Raw genomic sequence first — 17,961 nt, forward strand, 5'->3', positions numbered from 1 at the left:
GTTAAATTAGTTCAGTACGGCTAATCAAAGTGTTAAATCAAGGGATTAGGTCATTCTTATAACAATAACCGTGCTTGTTATGGCGGCTAATTTGCTGCGTAATAACAAGGGATCGCCCTGCCTGACTTTTGCCGTACCGTTTACCTTGGTGTGCGCATACTATTCTGGCTGATAACGTCTTTAAATTTACCGGAGATTAAGCCGTTGTCATTTAAAGCAATTATCAGCCCTAACGAAGTGGGGAATTATTCCACTTCTGCTTTCTGGTTAATTTTGCTGGTGGCGATTTTAGTCAGGAGATTATCAGTATTTTTCTCCTCTTCCAGCGTTTGCGCCAGCAGCTCAGCGGCTTTCTTATAGCCCAACTGTTTTGCCAGCGTGCAGAGCGTGCCGTAAGAGGCAATTTCGTAATGCTCTACTTTTTGCGCCGCGGCAATCAGGCCGGCATCGCGCAGGGTGCCTTTTTCGCTCGCTTCGATCACTTCGTTCGCTTCTTCAACCAGACCTTCCATCGCGTGACACTTCATGCGTTTCAGTTTCACGTTGGCTTCTGCTTCCAGCAGCATATCGATACGTTCAATCTGACCGTGGGTCTCTTCGAGGTGCTGTTTAAAGGCCTGTACCAGTTCAGCGTTAGAGGCTTCACGCGCCATTTTGGTCAGTGCGCGCGCCAGCTGCTTCTCGGCGCTGTAAATGTCAGACAAGCCATGAATAAAAAGGTCGTTAAGCGTATTAATCTGCATAATATCCACCCAATAATAGCGTTAAAAATAGCGAGCCATCGCTGGCTCGCCAGTTATTAATCTTTAATTTCAAAGCAGTGATTTTCCATCACAGCAATATTAGTTATTGCCGGACTTACGGCCGCCGCTGTGGCTATTCTGGCCGCCTTTTTTCCCTGCTTCGGAAGCGCGCTGCGGATCGTTTTTGAAATTACCGCCGCTCTGTTGACCGCCTTTGCGGCCTGCTTCTGATGCCTTTTCACGATTCTCGGCGAAATTACCTGAGCCACCACGATGTTCAGCCATAATATTTCTCCTGTTTCGTTGTTTCAGTTTAACGACACTTTATTTTTCAGCAGTGTCGCCGGCGTTCGTCATTAAATTTAGACCCGCTTGTGGAATAGTCAAACGGCAGGGGGAGGAGGCTAAAAAGGAAAAATAGAATATTTGCAAAGAGGATATATTTTAATTAGACCAAACGGTCATCTGAAAGGCATCTTTAAAATAAACGACTTAGCGCTAAATAAAAGACAAAACCAATAATAACCTACGAAACTATCGGCGTTGATTGTCACAAAACATTCTTGCGCTGCGCTTTTTTTGACAAAAATTTACGTTCGAAAGGGGGTGATATATCACTTTTGCTTATGGTTTTGAGAGAAATCTTAGGCTTACGAATAAATATATCGTGGCCGTTTGGCTCAGCGGGGCGGCAGGGTCTACGTTTAAACCTTAATAACCGATACGCCACCCGAACAGGGGCGACGATGCGCGCTGAAAAGCGCGACCGATTGCACCGGGAGTGGACGTACAGCCCTTTATTGGTGAGGAAGTAACATGAGCCTGCAAAAATGTACCGTCATTTATGATGGTAAGCCCCTTATTGGCCCGGCGGACATGCCGCTGATCCCCTTCCTTGAACACTGTAATGTGAAACTGCCCCACGTCTGTTACCACCCGGCGCTCGATCCGCTGCAAACCTGCGATGTCTGCTGGGTGGAATCGGAAGGAGAGCTGGTACGCGGCTGTACCTTGCGTAGCCGCGAAGGGATGGTGATCACCTCGGCAAACGAACCTGCCCGCGCGGCGCGCGAAGAGGGGATGGATCGGCTGCTGGCAAAACATGAACTCTACTGCACCGTCTGCGAACACAACACCGGCGACTGCACGCTGCATAACACCGTGGTGGATATGCATATCCCGATCCAGCGCTATGCGTTTGAGCGCAAACCCTATGTCAAAGATCACTCCAACCCCTTTTACACCTACGATCCCGATCAGTGCATTCTCTGCGGCCGCTGTGTGGATGCCTGTCAGAATGTTGAAGTGAACGAAACCCTGAGCATCGATTACACCATGGAGCACCCGCGCGTGTTATGGGACGGCGGTACACAGATTGCCGGATCCAGCTGTGTAAGCTGCGGGCACTGCGTGACGGTCTGCCCCTGTAATGCGCTGATGGAGAAGAGCATGCAGCCCGACGCCGGGCCGTTCACCTCAATGCGCCAGTCGCTGAAGCGCCCCCTGATCGACATCATTAAAACCCTGGAAAACTCCACCGGGGCGGAGATTATCTCCGGCGTCTCGGTGATCGATACCCATCTGCGTCAGCAGGAGATTAAACGCACCAAAACCGTCTGCACTTACTGCGGCGTCGGCTGCTCCTTTGAGATGTGGACCCGCGATCGCCACCTGTTAAAGGTGCAGCCGAGCGTTGAAGCGCCGGTCAACAGCATCTCCACCTGCGTAAAAGGCAAATTCGCGTGGGACTTTATCAACAGCCCGGAGCGCATCACCACGCCGCTAATTCGCGAAAACGGGCGGTTCCGCCCGGCAAGCTGGGATGAGGCGCTCGATCTGGTGGCGAAACGCCTGCTCTCCATCCGCGATAACGTTGGCGCAGAGAGCATCGGTTTTATCGGCTCCAGCAAAGGCAGCAATGAAGAGGCCTATCTGACGCAGAAAATTGCCCGCGCGATTATTGGCACCAACAGCGTTGATAACTCCTCTCGCTACTGCCAGAACCCGGCGACCGAAGGGCTGTTTCGTACCGTTGGTTACGGCGGCGATGCCGGTACCATTGAGGATCTCATTAAGGCCGATCTGGTGATCATTGTTGGCAGCAACACCGCCGAAAACCACCCGGTGATCGCCTCGCGTCTGAAAGCGGCGAAAAAGCACCATGGCCAGCAGTGGCTGGTGGTCGATCCGCGTCGCCACGAAATGGCTGAGCGCGCCGATCTGCACCTGCGCATTCAGCCCGGAAGCGATCTCGCCTGGGCCAGCGCCATGTCGCGCTACATGTTTGATAACGGCTATGCCGATGAGGCGTTTCTCGCCAGTAGGGTCAACAAGGTGGAGGAGTATCGCCAGTCGCTGGCCCCCTTTACACTCGATTTTGCCGCCGAACAGACCGGTATTCCCCTCGAACAGCTCACCCGCGCCGCCGAAATGATCGGCAAGGCCGGGAGCGTCTGCATTATGTGGGCGATGGGCATCACGCAGCACAGCCACGGTGCGGATGCCAGCACCGCGCTCTCCAATCTGTTACTGGTGACCGGTAATTACGGGCGGCCTGGCACTGGCGGCTATCCGATGCGCGGACATAATAATGTGCAGGGGGCGAGCGATTTTGGCTGCCTGAAAAACTTCTACCCCGGGTATGAGTCCGTCAGCGATCCCGCCGTGCGCGCGAAATGGGCCAACGCCTGGGGCGTGCCAGCGGAACGGCTCTCGCTGGAGGTGGGGGAGGACAACTTTATGATGGTGAAGATGGCGCGCGAAAAGCAGATCCGCGCCATGTATGTGATCGGTGAAGATACCGCCTTTGCGGATGCCGATGCCCACAATGTGCATGAAGGCTTCACTGACCTCGACTTCCTGGTGGTGCAGGATCTCTTTCTCAGCCGCACCGCGCAGTTTGCCGATGTGGTGCTGCCCGGCTGCCCGAGCGTGGAAAAAGAGGGCAGTTTTGTGAACACCGAGCGGCGCATCCAGCGCTTCTACCCGGTAATGCCACCGCTTGGCGACAGCCGCCCGGACTGGCAGATCCTCACCCAGCTGGCCGCGCGGATGGGCTATGACTGGGGGTATCAACACCCGCAGGAGATTATGCATGAGGCGGCGAGTATTGCGGAGAGCTTCGCCGGTGTCAGCTATCAGCGCCTTGAAGGGTGGAAATCGCAGATCTGGCCGGTGAAGGCGGATGGTAGCAGCACGCCGCTGCTCTATACCGAGCGCTTTAACACGCCGGATGGCCGCGCCAACCTCTACCCGCTGAGCTGGAGTGTGCCGGAAGAGAGTGCCGATGAGGAATACGATCTGCATCTTAACAATGGCCGCATGCTGGAGCATTTCCAGTCCACTAATCAGAGCGGGCAGGGCGGACGCACTACCAGCCTGTCGCCAAACTGGTTTGTTGAGGTCAGCCCGACGCTTGCCGCCGCGCGCGGTTTGCAGGAGGGAAGCTGGGTGACACTCACCTCCCGTCGCGGCGAAATCGACGTGCCGGTGGTGATCACCGATCGCGTGGCGGGCAACGAACTCTTTATCCCTATTCATCACGGCAAGGATGGCGTCAACGTCCTTACCGGCGAGCACCACGATCCGCAGGTCAACACCCCGGCCTATAAGGAGCTGGCGGTGCGCATGACGCTTCTCGAACACCCGCCGCTGCCCGACCCACTACCGAAACACAATTTCCGCCACGGCAGCCGCACGCCGATTGATAAGGTGCCTGTCGAAGAGAAGTGGCAGCGCGACGACTACCGCCAGCCCCCCGCAAGCGAACCTCACCCGGAGAAATTTTAATGGCTAAAGCAATTGATTATCAGCCGGAGCCGGCCAAAATCGGCCCCGACGCCCATGAAGAGCTGGAGCGTCTACTCCAGACATTGCACAAACACGGCGTGCTGCGCCTCGCCAACGATGTGGTTGGCGCCAATAACGAAATCGCCGAGGTGTTAGTGAAGGGCTTGCAGCGCGAAGGCACGCTCAACGCCCTGCAAAATATCTCGGTGCTGCTGATGGCGCTCTCCAGCGTCTCGCCGGACAAGATGTACAAGCTGGCCTTTGGCCTGCGCGATATGGCTGAAGCCTTCAGCCAGCCGCCGTCGCAGGAGCAGCATAAAGCGCCCGGCGTGCACGGTGTGTGGAAGATGTTGCAGGACGACGAGTTGTGGGGTGCCGTGCAGCCGCTGTTACAGGGGCTGAAAGCCTTTTCGCGGCGCATGGAGGAGCCGGTGGATAAACCGATCTCCGCTTTCACCGGCAAACCCAGCGACGCCTGATGAGCCAGGAGTTGACCCTGCTGCTGGCGCGCAGCCAGTTTGCCTTCACCATCGGCTTTCATATTGTGCTGGCGGCTTTCACCCTCGGCCTCGCGCTGTTTCTGCTTTTTCTGGAAGGAATGTGGCTGTGGCGCAGGCAGCGAGTGTGGCTCTCGCTCTGGCGCTACTGGAGCAAGATCTTCGCCCTCAACGTGGCGGTCGGTGTGGTCAGCGGCGTGGTGATGGAGTTTGTTTTCGGCACCAACTGGAGTGCACTCTCCAGCCGCGCCGGGGCGATACTCGGGCCGATGATGTATATGGAGATCCTCGTCGCCTTCTTCCTCGAAGCGGGATTTATGGGGGTGATGCTCTTCGGCATGGGCAGGGTGCGCCCGTGGGTGCACTTTATGGCTACCGTCATTGTCGCTATCGGTACGCTTCTGAGCGCCTTCTGGATCCTCGCGGCCAACTCATGGATGCAGACGCCGGACGGCTATACGCTGGCAGCCGACGGTCGTTTTCTGCCCGTCGACTGGTGGGCGGCTATTTTCAACCCCTCCTTCCCGTGGCGGCTGGCGCATATGACGGTGGCGGCGCTGCTCGGCACCGCCTGCCTGGTGGCAGCCTGCGGTGCATGGCATCTGCTGCGCGACGCACGCGCTCTGCCTGCCCGCAAAATGTTCTCGCTGGCGATGTGGATGCTGGTGCTGCTGGCACCTTTGCAGGTGGTGCTGGGCGATCTGCACGGCGAGAACACCCGCGATCATCAACCGATCAAACTGGCGGCAATGGAGGGTGCCTGGGATCCGCCGCCAGCAGGAGAGGGCGAGCCGCTGCGCCTCTTTGCGCTGCCGGATATGCAGGCGCGGCGTAACCACTATGAAGTCGCCATTCCCAATATTGGCTCGCTCTATCTGCGACACAATTTGCAGGGGCGTATCCATACGCTGAACCAGTATCCGGCGGCGGATCTGCCGTGGGTGCCGGGCGTATTCTGGGCCTTTCGCCTGATGGTTGGCCTCGGTCTGCTGATGCTGGCAACCGGCATTGCGGGGCTGGTGGTGCGCCTGCGCGGCAGGTTGTGGCAGGCGCGCTGGTTACAGCGCGTGATGGTGCTGATGGCTCCCGCTGGCTTTGTGGCGATGCTCGCTGGCTGGTGGGTAACAGAAACCGGACGCCAGCCGTGGAGCGTGTATGGCGTGCTGCGCACCGCAGAGAGCGTCTCGCCGGTTAGCGGGCATCTGGTGCTCGGGTCGCTTATCGCCACCGTGCTGGTCTATTTACTGGTCTTCGCCCTCGGCCTGTGGTTTTTACTGAAACTGATGTCGCACTTGCCCACTGAGGATGAGCCGGGCGCGGCACCGGAAGTGGCGCAGCGTAGCGGCAAGGGGGAGCAGTAGTATGTTAACGATCCTCGGTTTTCCCTGGCTTGAAACGCTTTCCGCTGTCGCGCTGGCGGGCAGTCTGCTGATCTACGTGCTACTTGATGGCACCGATCTCGGTGCCGGGATCCTTACCGCTTTTCAGCGAAATGCGCAGGCGCGGCAGGATATCAACCTTTCGCTGCTGCCGGTGTGGGACGGGAATGAAACCTGGCTGGTGCTGGCGGCGGGTGGCCTGCTCGGCCTCTTTCCGCTGGCGTATGGCATTGTGCTGAGCGCGCTCTATATTCCGCTGTTTGTGATGATGCTGGCGCTGGTGGTGCGCGGCATGGCGATTGAGTTTCGCCCCCACGCGCCGCGGCTTTTTGACGCGATGCTCTTTAGCGGCTCACTTCTTTCCGCGCTGGCGCAGGGTGTGGTAGTAGGCGCGCTGATGCAGGGTATCACTACCGACGGGCAGCAGTTTACCGGGACCGGGTTTGAGTGGCTGCGGCCTTTCCCCCTTTACTGCGGCGTGGCGCTGGCGCTGGGCTATGCGTGGCTCGGTGCGGGCTGGCTGGTGTGGCGCATGACGGGCGGGCTGCGCGCCTGGGCGCGGCGGCTTTTGCCATGGCTGGCGCTGGCCAGCCTGTTAATGGTGGCGGGGCTGCTGGTGTGGTGCGCGCAGTTGCAGGAGAGCTGGCGGCAGCATCTGCTCAACCCGTTCTTATGGGGGCCCTCTCTTGCCGTGGCGCTTGCAGGTATGGCGCTGTTTGTTGTTGGCCTGCGCAAAGGGCGCGATTTTTTGCCGCTGCTCGGCGTGCTGGTGATGGTCAGCGTGGCGTTTTGCCTGCTGGCCTTCACGCTCTTTCCGTGGATCGTGCCGCCGCATCTTACTCTCAGTCAGGCGGCGGCACCGCCTGCCACGCAAACATTCCTGCTGATCGGTTATGGCGTGCTGGTGCCGGTGACGCTGCTCTACAACACCTGGGGATTTCGGCTATTTAGTGGAAAAATTGGCGGCTAGTTTGGCAAAAGCAGTCTATAAGAATAGGGGCGATGGTTTCTACAACGGCACTACGCGGAGAGGGCTTTATGTCCAGAGCAAAAGCGTACAACCTGAAACAGGCGTATCAGATGGCGACATCGGGCAAATATCAGCAGGTCGAGCTGGCGTTTGATGTCGATGCCGATACCTTTTTTATGTTAACCACCAACTATGGCTTGAGCGGGGCGAAAATCGAACGCCACGATCGCCATTTTGTGCTGACGCTGGAGCAGGAGACTTCCCACACCTCGGGCTAAAATGCCACGCAACTGTCACACCGGCGTGACAATCATCCCTTTTAATGACCGCAAGCCTGCCGGAAAGCCTGCGGCTTGATCTGTTGTTACCCGAATTTTTGGCGGCCCCTTTGCCGCCGCACTTAACTCGTTATCACACACTTTTCCCGGCAACCCGCCGGGATTTTTTTGCCAAAAAAAAGCCTGCGTCCCTTTTCAGGCGGCGCAGGCGTGTACGGTGAGGCAAGCTTACAGCAGGTCGAAGCGATCCAGATTCATCACTTTCGTCCAGGCAGCGACGAAGTCAGTGACAAACTTCTCTTTACCGTCGGCGCTGGCATAGACTTCCGCCAGGGCGCGCAGCACCGAGTTGGAGCCAAACACCAGGTCGGCGCGGGTGGCGGTAAACTTCACCTCACCGCTGCGACGATCGCGGCCGTCGAACAGTTCGCCTTTCTCGTCGCTCGCCTGCCAGACGGTGCGCATATCGAGCAGATTGACAAAGAAGTCGGTGTTCAGCACGCCCACGTTGTCGGTAAAGACGCCGTGCTTGCTGCCATCATAGTTAGCACCCAGCGCACGCAGGCCGCCAACCAGCGCGGTCATCTCTGGCGCGGTCAAGGTCAGCTGCTGGGCTTTATCGACCAGCAGCGTTTCGGTGCTGACACCATCCCAGACGCGGCGATAGTTACGGAAACCATCGGCCAGCGGCTCCATTAAGGCAAAGGAGTCGACGTCGGTCTGATCCTGACGCGCATCCACGCGGCCTGGGGTAAAGGGAACGGTGACCTGCACCCCGGCTGCGGCTGCGGCTTTTTCCACCCCGACCACACCTGCCAGCACAATCACATCCGCCAGCGACGCTTTGCCGGAGGTTTGCTGAATGCTTTGCAGGGCAGGCAGCGCTTTTGCGGCAATGGCATTCACTTCCCAGCCGTTCTGCGGGGCCAGCGCCAGACGCGCGCCGTTAGCACCGCCGCGTTTGTCACCCCCACGGAAGGTGGAAGCCGACGCCCAGGCGACAGAGACCAGCTCGCTCACCGACAGGCCAGATTCGGCAATCGCTGCTTTCAGGCTGGCAATATCGGCCCCGTTTGGCTGATGCACTGCCGCTGGCAGCGGATCCTGCCAAATCAGATCTTCTTTCGGCACTTCCGGGCCAATGTAGCGTGATTTCGGCCCCATATCGCGGTGGGTCAGCTTGAACCACGCACGGGCAAACGCTTCGTTAAACGCCTGCGGATCGTTGAGGAAGCGGCGGGAAATTTTCTCGAACTCCGGGTCAAAACGCAGCGTCAGGTCAGTCACCAGCATCGTCGGTTTGCGTTTCTTCTCCGGGTCGAACGGATCCGGGATCACGGCATCGGCATCGGCCGCTTCAAACTGGATCGCGCCGCCCGGGCTGCGGGTCTGTACCCACTCATATTTGAACAGGTTCTCGAAGAAGTAGTGGCTCCACTGCGTCGGGGTTTGCGTCCAGGCCACTTCCAGCCCGGAGGTGATGGCATCTGCGCCAACGCCGCTGCCATAACTGCTGCTCCAGCCAAGCCCCTGCGCTTCCAGCGGCGCGGTTTCCGGGTCGGCACCGACATAATCCGGCGCATGGGCCGCACCGTGGGTTTTGCCCAGCGTATGACCCCCGGCGATCAGCGCCACGGTCTCTTCGTCATTCATGCCCATATTGCCAAAGGTCGCGCGAATCGCGGCGGCGGCGGAGATCGGTTCCCCGCTGGCGTTTGGCCCTTCCGGGTTAACGTAAATCAGGCCCATCTCGGTCGCACCAATGGCGGCCTGCGCCAGGCTTTCCGGGTGGCGGTGGGTCAGCCACTCTTTCTCGCTGCCCCAGTCCACGTCCATATCCGGTTCCCAGACATCTTCGCGGCCTGCGCCGAAACCAAAGGTACGGAAGCCGGAGTTCTCCAGCGCAACGTTACCGGCGAGGATCATCAGGTCGGCCCAGGAGATCTGCTGACCATACTTCTGTTTAACCGGCCACAGCAGGCGGCGGGCTTTATCGAGGCTAACGTTATCAGGCCAGGAGTTGAGCGGGGCGAAACGCTGCTGACCACGGCCAGAGCCGCCGCGTCCGTCAACGGTGCGGTAGGTGCCGGCGCTGTGCCAGGCCATACGAATAAAGAGACCAATGTAGCTGCCCCAGTCTGCGGGCCACCACTCCTGGGAGTCGGTGAGCACGCCGCGAATATCGGCTTTCAGGGCGCTGTAATCGAGTTGTTTGAAGGCTTCGCGGTAGTTGAACTGCTCGCCCAGCGGGTTCGAGCGGCTGGAGTGCTGATTTAACAGATCGACACGCAGCTGGTTCGGCCACCAGTCACGGTTGGTGGTAGGGCCGCTGCTTTTCGTTTCCGGCTTGCTGGCTTCATGATGAAACGGGCATTTGCCCATTCCGGCATCGCGGTTAGTCTCGTCTGACGTGCTCATAACTGGCTCCATTGGCTTACGTATGCCGCTACGATATCTCGCCGCCATATTTAAAGGTACTTGGATGAATCTACGGATTTGATAGTTAATACCTTTCTTAAAAAACAGACCGCTTTGCACCACATTCCCCGGTTATGGATGGGGATATATTGTGCAGCCCGCGCCACCGCTGCGTTTGTGCCGATCTGATTTGCCGTTTTCACTGGCTGAATAGCCGCAATGGGCTACCCTCATAACTCCAGATCATGATCAAAGGAGAGACAATGAAAAGGCTGGCCCTGTACCTCGTACTTCCCCTCGCTCTTGCCGGATGCAACGCCAATAACAGCCCGCCGCAGACGCCGATCCCCGGTGAAAAAACCTCGGGTAAATTACAGACGCTGGAGAGCGGCGCGGCGGTGATGCAGTCCCGACCGCCGATTGACGCCATCAGCACCTATCTCGACGGTTTCCACTTCTACAGCGGCAACCAGAAGGGGCAGATGGAGGCGCACCACTATGTCACGGTGTTAAATGAAGATGTGATGCAGGCGGTGATCTACGACGGCAATACCCGCGATGCGCGCCTGATGGGCGTCGAGTACATCATCAGCGAACGGCTGTTCAAAACCCTGCCTGCGGAAGAGAAGAAGCTCTGGCACAGCCATCGCTATGAGGTGAAATCCGGCAGCCTGGTCGCGCCGGGCCTGCCGGCGGTGGCGGATAAGGCGCTGATGAGCAAAATCGTCAACACCTACGGCAAAACCTTCCACACCTGGCACACGGATCGCGATAAAACCCTGCCGCTCGGCACCCCGGCGCTGATGATGGGCTTTACCGCTGACGGGCAGCTCAACCCGGCGCTGCTGGTCGACCGCGATCGCCGCTTCGATATCAACACCCAGGCGATCAAAGCCGAGCGCGCCGATCTTCCGGCTAATCCTGTCGCCAAAGGCGCTGATGCCTGGGAGCAGGGGAAGGCGGTACAGCTTCGCGTCGTCCCGGTCTCTGCAGGCGCAGCCCATTCTCACTGACTCCTCGGGAGGTCACGATGATCGTCCATCACCTTAACTGCGGGTGCATGTGCCCGCTTGGCGGCGCGCTGTATGACGGCTTCAGTAAAGGACTACACGCGCACCTGGTCTGCCACTGTCTGCTGATTGAGACTGACCGCGACGGGCTGGTGCTGGTCGATACCGGTTTTGGCCGCGAAGATATGCAAGCCCCACAGCGCCGTCTGTCGGGCTTCTTTCGCCTGATGAATAACATCCAGCGCCGCGAGGAGCTGACCGCGCTGTCGCGTATTCAGGCGCTCGGCTTTAAGGCGGAAGATGTTCGCCATATCGTGCTGACGCATCTCGACTTTGACCATGCCGGTGGCCTGACCGATTTCCCCCATGCGCAGGTACACCTGATGCAGCAGGAGATCGACACCGCCCAGCAGCGCCACAGCTGGCTTCAGCGCGAGCGTTACCGGCCAGGGCAATGGAGCGCGCGCTCCGGCTGGCACGGTTATGCGCCGCAGGGCGAAAGGTGGTTTGGTTTCGAGGCGGTAAATGCTCTGAACGGCCTGCCGCCGGAGATCCTGCTTATTCCCCTTGCCGGGCATACGCCGGGACATGCGGGCGTGGCGATCCAGCGTCCGGAAGGGTGGCTGCTGCACGGCGGGGATGCGTGGTTCTATCGCGAGGAGATGGGGCGTCCTGAACGCCACTGCACGCCGGGGCTGCGTTTTTATCAGTGGATGATGGGAATGGACAATCAGGCGCGCCGGGTTAACCAGCAGCGCTTACGGGAACTTTCCTGCGCCCATCAAGCGGATCTGACGCTCTTTTGCAGCCACGATGCGCTCGAGCTGCGTGCATTGCAGCAGGGCAGGGCATAAAAAAACACACCCCGCAGGGGGTGTGTTTGTTAACCGCAAGCTGAATTACTTTTTCGACTTCGGTTCGCCGGTTCCCAGTTCAAAACCGGTAATCGGTTCAACGGACGGGTCAGACATGGTGCGGTCGCTCATCGCTTTCACCATCGCCAGCTGTTCCGGCGTCAATTGCACCGTGATCAGACCATCACCGCCATCAACGGCCGGCTGCGGATTGGCAACATACTCAAAGTTCTCGTCGCTGTTCCAGCTGCCGCGCGGATCGTCACCTTCCGACATGTTGTAGTAGACGTTGCTGTACTGCTCAATCGGCGGCAATTTTCCTGGCGGGAAGTTGTTGCGAATTGAGTAGAGCGCTTTTTCAAAAGACATCATATGCGCCACTTCACGGGTCATCAGGAAGCCGAGCGCATCTTTCACACCAGGATCGTCGGTGAGGTTGATCAGGCGCTCGTAGATGATTTTTGCGCGCGCTTCGGCGGCAATGTTGGAGCGCAGATCGGCTGTCACTTCGCCGATGGTGTCGATATAGGACGCCGTCCACGGTTTACCCGCAGAGTTGGTCAGCGCCGGGCCACCGCCGTAAAGCAGGGAGGTGACATGGCTGTCGTTACCGCTCTGCGTCAGGGAGCGATAGAGTTCCGCTTCGCTCTCGGTGCCTTCCGCCAGTGCGCCTTTGGCACCTTTGTTCAGCATACCGACCAGTGAGCCGATAATTTCGAGGTGGCTGAGTTCTTCGGTCGCGATATCCATCAGCATCTCTTTACGCCCGGCGTCATCATCACCCAGACCCTGAGTGAAGTAGCGGCACGCCGCGGCCAGTTCGCCCTGCGGTCCGCCAAACTGCTCAAGCAGCAGATTGGCGAGACCCGGGTTTGGCTCGCTGACGCGAACCGTATATTGCAGTTGTTTTACGTGACGAAACATTGCTTGCCTCCTGAATTCTAATAATTATTTTTTCGCTTCTACGCCATCCGCATCGCTGCGAAGCAGGAATTGTGCGGTAACGTCCGGAATATGATTCAGCGCCCATTCCGCCATTGCGAATTCTTCGGCAAGGATGCGTTTGAAAATATCTACGCTGGCAACATCGCCGGCTTTTTCCGCTGCTGTGATAAGGGAGGTGTAACAGGCAATCTCAAATTGCTCGAAGACGTAGCTGCTGATTGAACCTTTAACAACTTCATCCGGTGCAAACATGCCGCCGAAAGCCTGGCCCATCGCGGCCATTTTGCTGGTGGCATCTTTCATTACCGAACGATTAATATTATTGCGATCCATAACTTCTTCAAGTAATTGGATCTGACCCTGCGTTTCGGTTAAATGCTGGGCAATACGGGAACGCAGATCCGGGTAGTTATCGATACGCTCGCTCATGGACTTCAGCATCGACTCAGCCTGTTTTTCCATCGCATGGGCATCACGTAACCAGTCATGATAGTTTTCTTGAGGTGTCATAATGTAATCCTTCTCTTCGTCGTTTTCGCGTAAGGGGAATTGTGTGCCAGCGTTTCGCTGTAGCACAGAAATATATTTTTGCGGTGATGATTTTTCGAATAACGAACCGGGAATGATTCGCCTTAGTCGTTAATTGAAATATGTGCAAGTCATCAGCTAATAATAATTTCCCTATGATCTAAAAACTCATCTCATTATTAAGCGAAGTTTTTTCGCACCCACAAATAAAACTAGCTGGAACTGCTCTTTAGTCAAATTACGCAGCGAAAAAACCCTTATTTCGCCGAGTTTGAGAACAATCTCAAAGCGGGTTATGCTTGAGCAGCGCAAATAAGCGAAGCGGCAGAGAATAGATGAATGACGAAATTGAACAGTACGGTATTTGACGCGTTTTGCTGTCTGAATTTACTGGCGACCGGCAACCGCGCCTTTGGCATTCGTGAGATTGGCCGCGAGCTGGCGCTGGACTCGGCGAAAGTGACGCGCCTGATGCACACCTTGCTGGCATTAGAGATGGTGCAGCAGGATGCGAAGCGCAAATATCGCCTCGGCATGGGTATTCACCGCCTGTCCGCCAGCGCCATCCATCACTCCGCTTTTTATACCGCCGCGCTGGAGATGCTGGAGGAGACGGGCAGCCATAACGTCTCGATTGTGATTGGCGTGCTCAGCGGGAACCAGGTGGTCTATCTGCTGCATACGCGCGGCGGCAAAAGCATCGCCCGCGCGATTGGCAATTATGAGTCCTGGCCGGTGCGCGATTCGGTGATTGGCATCAAGCTGCTCGCGACCCTCAGCGATGAGGAGATCATCAATCGTATCGGCATCCACGATTACCATCTTCTGCAAACGGACATTGAGCAGGCGCGCCAGCACCAGGTGTTTGGCAAGGCGTGGGCACCAGGGGATTACCGGCTGGCCTGCATCATACCGGGCATGCAGGCGGCGATTGCGCTCTCCAACATCGGGGGCGACAAGGTCAATATCGACACCCTGCGCCAGTTTCTCATCTCCGCCGCGCGCAAGATCAGCGGCGAATCACTCCCCCCGGTGTAATAACTGCTGGCAGCGCTGCGCAGTCACCGCCGCCGTCTGCCCCGGTTTATAGAGCGATGAGCCAATTCCAACGCTGTCGTAGTGGGCGAGATAAGCCGCCGCATTACTGACATCGACGCCACCGACGGCAGAGAAGGGCACAGCCTTCGAGAGCGGGCCTTTGATCAGCTGTGGAAAGTTGAGTGGCAGCGCCGAAGCAGGGAAGATCTTCAACACATCCACCCCCAGTTCGCAGGCGCGAAAAATTTCACTGCTGCTGAACACCCCGGCGCAGACGCGCAGCCCCTGCTGCTGTGCGGCCTCAACCACGCGCGCGTCAAGGTTTGGCGTCAGGATAAACTGCGCTCCCGCCGCGCGGCACGCCGCCACCTGCTGCGCGGTCAACACGGTGCCAGCCCCGAGCGTGATGGCGTCGCCAAACACCGAGGCCACGCGCGCAAGGCTGCTCTCCCACTGCGGCGAGTTGGTGGTGATCTCAATGGTGGTGATGCCGTGATCGCGCAGGCAGGCCACCTGTTCGATGCACTCGGCGGGCGCGATCCCGCGCAGGATGGCGACAATCTGCTCAGGCTTCATCACGGAATACCTCATTCAGCCCGGCGATCAGCGCCTGCTCCGCGTCAAGGGTGGTGAAGGGGAGATCGAGCGCCTCGCAGGCAAAGGCATAGCGCGGCAGCAGCGCCTGGCTGCCAATAAAGCAGACCGCCTCGTCGCGCGGGTGGCCTTGCAGGATCTCATGGGCGATGAGCAAACCCGACAGCCACGCGCCCGCCCAGGCCGGGTCGAGATCGCCGAGAATATAGTGTCCGCGGCAGCGAAACAGCTCGCTCACCAGCGTCGTTTTGCCGGACTCAACGTGTTGGGCAGTGCTCACGCCGCGCAGAAACGCCTCGTCTGATGCCGACTGCTCTGGCAGCCCTTTGCCGACAATCGAGTGGTTGAGCACCATATTCCACAGCTCGCCGGTCATCAGGGTGCGCAGGCTCTCCACCTGCTGTTGCGCGCGGTTGACCGTCAGCCATTTGCTGTGGGTGCCGACGGCGGCGAAGGTCTGGCTGGTGGTCAGGGTCAGCGCACCGGCAAGCTGCATCTCCTCCCCGCGGCAGATCTCCATCACCCGCCGGTCGCAAATACCGGGACGCAGGGTAACGGGGTTGGGCAGAATGCCCGGCAGTGCGCGCCCCTTTGCCGTCAGCTGGGCAAAACTGAGCGGCAGCGCCAGATAGCCCGCGTCTGCGAGGCCAATATTGCTGCCAACCATGCCGCATAACAGCACCGGCAGCGTCTCATCCCACCCCTCTTCGAGGCGCAGCAGCTGTTCGCGCAGAATATCCGGCAGCGCCTCGCGCGCGCATTTGCCCACGCCGCATTCGGCCTCAACGCTGCGAAACACCTCGCCGTTACGCACGCTGAGAGCGCGGAAATTGCTGCTGCCCCAGTCCACCGCGATATAGTTCATCGGCTCGCCTCCAGCACTGCCAGCGGCAGGGCACGGGTCAGATCGCGCAGTTCGTCGCGTGTTTCCTCATCAAGCCCTTTTGCCGGTTCACGCACCACATCAGTGGCGAAAATGCCCGCCTGGTGCAGCACGGTTTTGTGGATGGCGACACCCAGCCCCGGCTGTACGCCGTAGCGCAGGAAGGGGAGATAGCGGTAGAAAATCGCCTGCGCTTCCTGCTTGTCATGCTGCCAGGCGTGGAGAATAGCGTTAATCACTTCCGGAAATTCGCAGGCGGGCATGGTACCGATAATGCCCCGGCGCAGCTCCTCATAGAGAAAACCGCCATTCAGGCCACCAAACAGCCCGACGCGATCGCCGAGTGCCTGCTTCAGGGCGCTGATCTTCAGCGTGGTCGGCGGTTGCTCGACCTTGATGTATTTGATGGAGGGGAAATCCTCGCACAGCTTCACCAGCGTCGGCACAGGGATGTTCACGCCGGTCATCAGCGGCGCATCCTGCACCATGATATCGATATCGCAGGCGGAACAGATATCGCGCCAGAAGTTATAGATCTCCTGCGGGCCGGGTTTCACCACTGACGGCGGGTTGACCATCGCCACTTGCGCCCCCCAGCGCTGCACGCGCTGAATATCTTCAATCGCCACCACCGCAGAAGCGCCACCCGCGGCAGCAATAAGGGGCAACGCGCCGGTCAGACGTTTCACACAGGCAAACAGCGCCTCTTTTTCCCCGGTCGTTAGCGCATAACCTTCCGACGCATTGCCAAACAGCGCCAGCCCGTCGATTCCCTGGGCCAGCAAAAATTTCACTAATTTCTCGATGGAGCCAAAGTCCACCGCACCATGCTCATCAAACGCCGTCGCCAGAATTGGCACATTACCCTTTAACATGTGACCCCCATTACCGATTCGCGCACCCGCGCTTCATTGATTGCAATTCCCAGACCTGCCCCCTGCGGCAGCGTGTAGTGACCCGCTTCGCACACCAGCGGCGTAACGAGCAACTGGTTGGCAAGCTCAAACACCGGCGGCTGATACTCAAGCATAAAGAGATTCGGCAGCGCGGCGGCGACGTGGATCGACGCGGCAATGCAGGGCCCGAGGCCGACGCTCAGGTGCGGCGCGACCTGCAAATTCCAGGTCTGCGCAAGGGAGGCGATATGCATCAGCTCGGTAATGCCGGTGCGCCCGACGTCCGGCTGCACAATGTCCATCGCCCGCTGTTCAATAAAGGGCCTGAACTGGTAACGGGTACGCTCGGTTTCGCCCAGCGCAATCGGCAGCGGGCTTTTTGCCCGCAATTCGCGATGCCCGGCGATATCCTCCGGCAGCAGCGGCGCTTCAAGAAAACCGACGCCGAGAGGATGCAGCGCGTTGGCCAGCTCTGCCGCCTGCGCCACGCTGTAGTTCCAGTGAGCATCGAGGAAGAGGCTGGCTTGTGGGCCGAGTGCGTCACGAATGGCGCGCACATTCTCAATGTCCTGCTGCACGCCGTAGCCAAGCGCCAGTTTGATGGCGTTGAAGCCTTTCTGCTGCCAGCGCAACGCCAGCGCGCAGCGCGCCGGGAGATCCGGCTCCGGCAGGCCAGAGACATAGCAGGGGATCTGCTCACGAAACGCACCGCCAAGCAGCTGGTAAACCGGCTGGTTGAGGATCTGGCCTTTCAGATCCCACAGCGCGATATCCACCGCCGCCAGCGCGTCAATGTGATATCCGGTGATATGGCCGCGATCGCGCATTGCGTCATACATCCGCGCATTGAGCACCTGGCTGGCAAAGGGCGACTGGCCGGTTAACAGCGGCGCAAAGAGTTGCGTAATTAGCTCGGCAATCACCTGCGGCACGACGGGCGCGAGGGCTTCGCCCCAGCCGACGTGACCGCTGTCGGTGGTGATTTTGACAAGGCAGGTCTCCATCTTGCGCGAATAGACGCAGCGGTACTCCGGGCGGTAGTAATAATCGCTGTCGCTCGCCTTGACCTCGCCGCCGAGATAGGCCTGCGGCGTGGTGATTTTGAGCGGAAAACAGTCGATACGGCTGATCTTCATGAC

General features: G+C 58.5%; 17 protein-coding genes. 8 read left to right on the top strand and 9 right to left on the bottom strand.

The features are described from left to right. Positions 1-245: 245 nt before the first annotated feature. On the bottom strand, positions 246-743 hold the full coding sequence (locus N7V53_RS10515) for a ferritin-like domain-containing protein (RefSeq protein ID WP_034812573.1): 498 nt from the start codon (positions 741-743) through the stop codon (positions 246-248). A 99-nt stretch (positions 744-842) separates the two neighbouring features. Next, positions 843-1,028, bottom strand: a complete 186-nt coding sequence (locus N7V53_RS10520; RefSeq protein ID WP_034812569.1) for a general stress protein — start codon at positions 1,026-1,028, stop codon at positions 843-845. A 531-nt stretch (positions 1,029-1,559) separates the two neighbouring features. Here N7V53_RS10520 and fdhF point away from each other — a divergent pair. The 5 genes from fdhF (at position 1,560) to N7V53_RS10545 (ending at position 7,656) form a co-directional block, all read left to right on the top strand. Continuing rightward, a complete protein-coding gene (gene fdhF / locus N7V53_RS10525; RefSeq protein ID WP_279793348.1) occupies positions 1,560-4,532 on the top strand; it encodes a formate dehydrogenase subunit alpha in 2,973 nt (990 codons plus the stop codon). Beyond that, on the top strand, positions 4,532-5,011 hold the full coding sequence (locus tag N7V53_RS10530) for a DUF1641 domain-containing protein (RefSeq protein WP_042713783.1): 480 nt from the start codon (positions 4,532-4,534) through the stop codon (positions 5,009-5,011). Before fdhF ends, N7V53_RS10530 begins: the two co-directional genes overlap by 1 nt. Then, the gene (locus N7V53_RS10535; protein WP_279793565.1) at positions 5,008-6,390 is read left to right on the top strand and encodes a cytochrome ubiquinol oxidase subunit I; all 1,383 of its coding nucleotides are present in this window, start codon (positions 5,008-5,010) and stop codon (positions 6,388-6,390) included. Before N7V53_RS10530 ends, N7V53_RS10535 begins: the two co-directional genes overlap by 4 nt. Position 6,391: 1 nt before the next feature. Next, positions 6,392-7,378: a cytochrome d ubiquinol oxidase subunit II gene (locus tag N7V53_RS10540; RefSeq protein WP_279793349.1), complete on the top strand. Its 987-nt coding sequence runs from the start codon at positions 6,392-6,394 to the stop codon at positions 7,376-7,378. Between the two features lie 68 nt (positions 7,379-7,446). Beyond that, positions 7,447-7,656 carry a hypothetical protein gene (locus tag N7V53_RS10545; RefSeq protein ID WP_034812560.1) on the top strand — a complete coding sequence of 70 codons (210 nt, stop codon included), beginning with the start codon at positions 7,447-7,449 and terminating at the stop codon, positions 7,654-7,656. Between the two features lie 228 nt (positions 7,657-7,884). On the opposite strand, the gene katG is transcribed toward N7V53_RS10545, so the two are convergent. Further along, on the bottom strand, positions 7,885-10,074 hold the full coding sequence (gene katG, locus N7V53_RS10550) for a catalase/peroxidase HPI (protein ID WP_279793350.1): 2,190 nt from the start codon (positions 10,072-10,074) through the stop codon (positions 7,885-7,887). Between the two features lie 263 nt (positions 10,075-10,337). Here katG and N7V53_RS10555 point away from each other — a divergent pair, with 263 nt between their 5' ends. Both N7V53_RS10555 and N7V53_RS10560 read left to right on the top strand, forming a co-directional pair. Continuing rightward, complete coding sequence (locus N7V53_RS10555; RefSeq protein ID WP_279793351.1) at positions 10,338-11,087, top strand: OBAP family protein; 750 nt, start codon at positions 10,338-10,340, stop codon at positions 11,085-11,087. Positions 11,088-11,104: 17 nt separating this feature from the next. Then, positions 11,105-11,938 carry an MBL fold metallo-hydrolase gene (locus N7V53_RS10560; RefSeq protein ID WP_279793352.1) on the top strand — a complete coding sequence of 278 codons (834 nt, stop codon included), beginning with the start codon at positions 11,105-11,107 and terminating at the stop codon, positions 11,936-11,938. Between the two features lie 45 nt (positions 11,939-11,983). Here N7V53_RS10560 and N7V53_RS10565 read toward each other — a convergent pair whose 3' ends face one another. Both N7V53_RS10565 and N7V53_RS10570 read right to left on the bottom strand, forming a co-directional pair. After that, a complete protein-coding gene (locus N7V53_RS10565) occupies positions 11,984-12,862 on the bottom strand; it encodes a manganese catalase family protein (protein ID WP_023479276.1) in 879 nt (292 codons plus the stop codon). Positions 12,863-12,886: 24 nt separating this feature from the next. After that, complete coding sequence (locus tag N7V53_RS10570) at positions 12,887-13,393, bottom strand: DUF892 family protein (RefSeq protein ID WP_279793353.1); 507 nt, start codon at positions 13,391-13,393, stop codon at positions 12,887-12,889. 357 nt (positions 13,394-13,750) lie between these two features. Here N7V53_RS10570 and N7V53_RS10575 point away from each other — a divergent pair, with 357 nt between their 5' ends. After that, on the top strand, positions 13,751-14,449 hold the full coding sequence (locus N7V53_RS10575) for a helix-turn-helix domain-containing protein (protein WP_279793354.1): 699 nt from the start codon (positions 13,751-13,753) through the stop codon (positions 14,447-14,449). Here N7V53_RS10575 and N7V53_RS10580 read toward each other — a convergent pair. The 4 genes from N7V53_RS10580 to N7V53_RS10595 are packed head-to-tail and all read right to left on the bottom strand — an operon-like array spanning position 14,432 to position 17,958. Next, positions 14,432-15,025 (bottom strand): 2-dehydro-3-deoxyphosphogluconate aldolase, encoded by a 594-nt coding sequence (locus N7V53_RS10580; RefSeq protein WP_279793566.1) that lies wholly within the window; start codon positions 15,023-15,025, stop codon positions 14,432-14,434. The two genes, N7V53_RS10575 and N7V53_RS10580, sit on opposite strands and share 18 nt — an antisense overlap. Continuing rightward, complete coding sequence (locus N7V53_RS10585; protein ID WP_279793355.1) at positions 15,015-15,908, bottom strand: 2-dehydro-3-deoxygalactonokinase; 894 nt, start codon at positions 15,906-15,908, stop codon at positions 15,015-15,017. Before N7V53_RS10585 ends, N7V53_RS10580 begins: the two co-directional genes overlap by 11 nt. Beyond that, positions 15,905-16,801, bottom strand: coding sequence for a dihydrodipicolinate synthase family protein (locus tag N7V53_RS10590; protein WP_279793356.1), 897 nt, complete (start codon positions 16,799-16,801; stop codon positions 15,905-15,907). The genes N7V53_RS10585 and N7V53_RS10590 overlap by 4 nt, the downstream gene beginning before the upstream one ends. Continuing rightward, a complete protein-coding gene (locus tag N7V53_RS10595; RefSeq protein ID WP_279793357.1) occupies positions 16,795-17,958 on the bottom strand; it encodes a mandelate racemase/muconate lactonizing enzyme family protein in 1,164 nt (387 codons plus the stop codon). Before N7V53_RS10595 ends, N7V53_RS10590 begins: the two co-directional genes overlap by 7 nt. Positions 17,959-17,961 lie beyond the last annotated feature (3 nt).

Source organism: Kosakonia sp. HypNH10, assembly GCF_029850615.1.
Lineage (GTDB): Bacteria > Pseudomonadota > Gammaproteobacteria > Enterobacterales > Enterobacteriaceae > Kosakonia > Kosakonia cowanii.

What these genes read in the sequence shown, in the direction of transcription:
- N7V53_RS10530 (WP_042713783.1), top strand. Translation starts at nt 4,532, where the DNA reads ATGGCTAAAGCAATTGATTATCAGCCGGAGCCGGCCAAAATCGGCCCC.
- N7V53_RS10540 (WP_279793349.1), top strand. Translation starts at nt 6,392, where the DNA reads ATGTTAACGATCCTCGGTTTTCCCTGGCTTGAAACGCTTTCCGCTGTC.
- N7V53_RS10545 (WP_034812560.1), top strand. Translation starts at nt 7,447, where the DNA reads ATGTCCAGAGCAAAAGCGTACAACCTGAAACAGGCGTATCAGATGGCG.
- N7V53_RS10595 (WP_279793357.1), bottom strand. Translation starts at nt 17,958, where the DNA reads ATGAAGATCAGCCGTATCGACTGTTTTCCGCTCAAAATCACCACGCCG.
- N7V53_RS10520 (WP_034812569.1), bottom strand. Translation starts at nt 1,028, where the DNA reads ATGGCTGAACATCGTGGTGGCTCAGGTAATTTCGCCGAGAATCGTGAA.
- fdhF (WP_279793348.1), top strand. Translation starts at nt 1,560, where the DNA reads ATGAGCCTGCAAAAATGTACCGTCATTTATGATGGTAAGCCCCTTATT.
- N7V53_RS10575 (WP_279793354.1), top strand. Translation starts at nt 13,751, where the DNA reads ATGACGAAATTGAACAGTACGGTATTTGACGCGTTTTGCTGTCTGAAT.
- N7V53_RS10555 (WP_279793351.1), top strand. Translation starts at nt 10,338, where the DNA reads ATGAAAAGGCTGGCCCTGTACCTCGTACTTCCCCTCGCTCTTGCCGGA.
- N7V53_RS10570 (WP_279793353.1), bottom strand. Translation starts at nt 13,393, where the DNA reads ATGACACCTCAAGAAAACTATCATGACTGGTTACGTGATGCCCATGCG.
- katG (WP_279793350.1), bottom strand. Translation starts at nt 10,074, where the DNA reads ATGAGCACGTCAGACGAGACTAACCGCGATGCCGGAATGGGCAAATGC.
- N7V53_RS10590 (WP_279793356.1), bottom strand. Translation starts at nt 16,801, where the DNA reads ATGTTAAAGGGTAATGTGCCAATTCTGGCGACGGCGTTTGATGAGCAT.
- N7V53_RS10565 (WP_023479276.1), bottom strand. Translation starts at nt 12,862, where the DNA reads ATGTTTCGTCACGTAAAACAACTGCAATATACGGTTCGCGTCAGCGAG.
- N7V53_RS10515 (WP_034812573.1), bottom strand. Translation starts at nt 743, where the DNA reads ATGCAGATTAATACGCTTAACGACCTTTTTATTCATGGCTTGTCTGAC.
- N7V53_RS10560 (WP_279793352.1), top strand. Translation starts at nt 11,105, where the DNA reads ATGATCGTCCATCACCTTAACTGCGGGTGCATGTGCCCGCTTGGCGGC.
- N7V53_RS10585 (WP_279793355.1), bottom strand. Translation starts at nt 15,908, where the DNA reads ATGAACTATATCGCGGTGGACTGGGGCAGCAGCAATTTCCGCGCTCTC.
- N7V53_RS10580 (WP_279793566.1), bottom strand. Translation starts at nt 15,025, where the DNA reads ATGAAGCCTGAGCAGATTGTCGCCATCCTGCGCGGGATCGCGCCCGCC.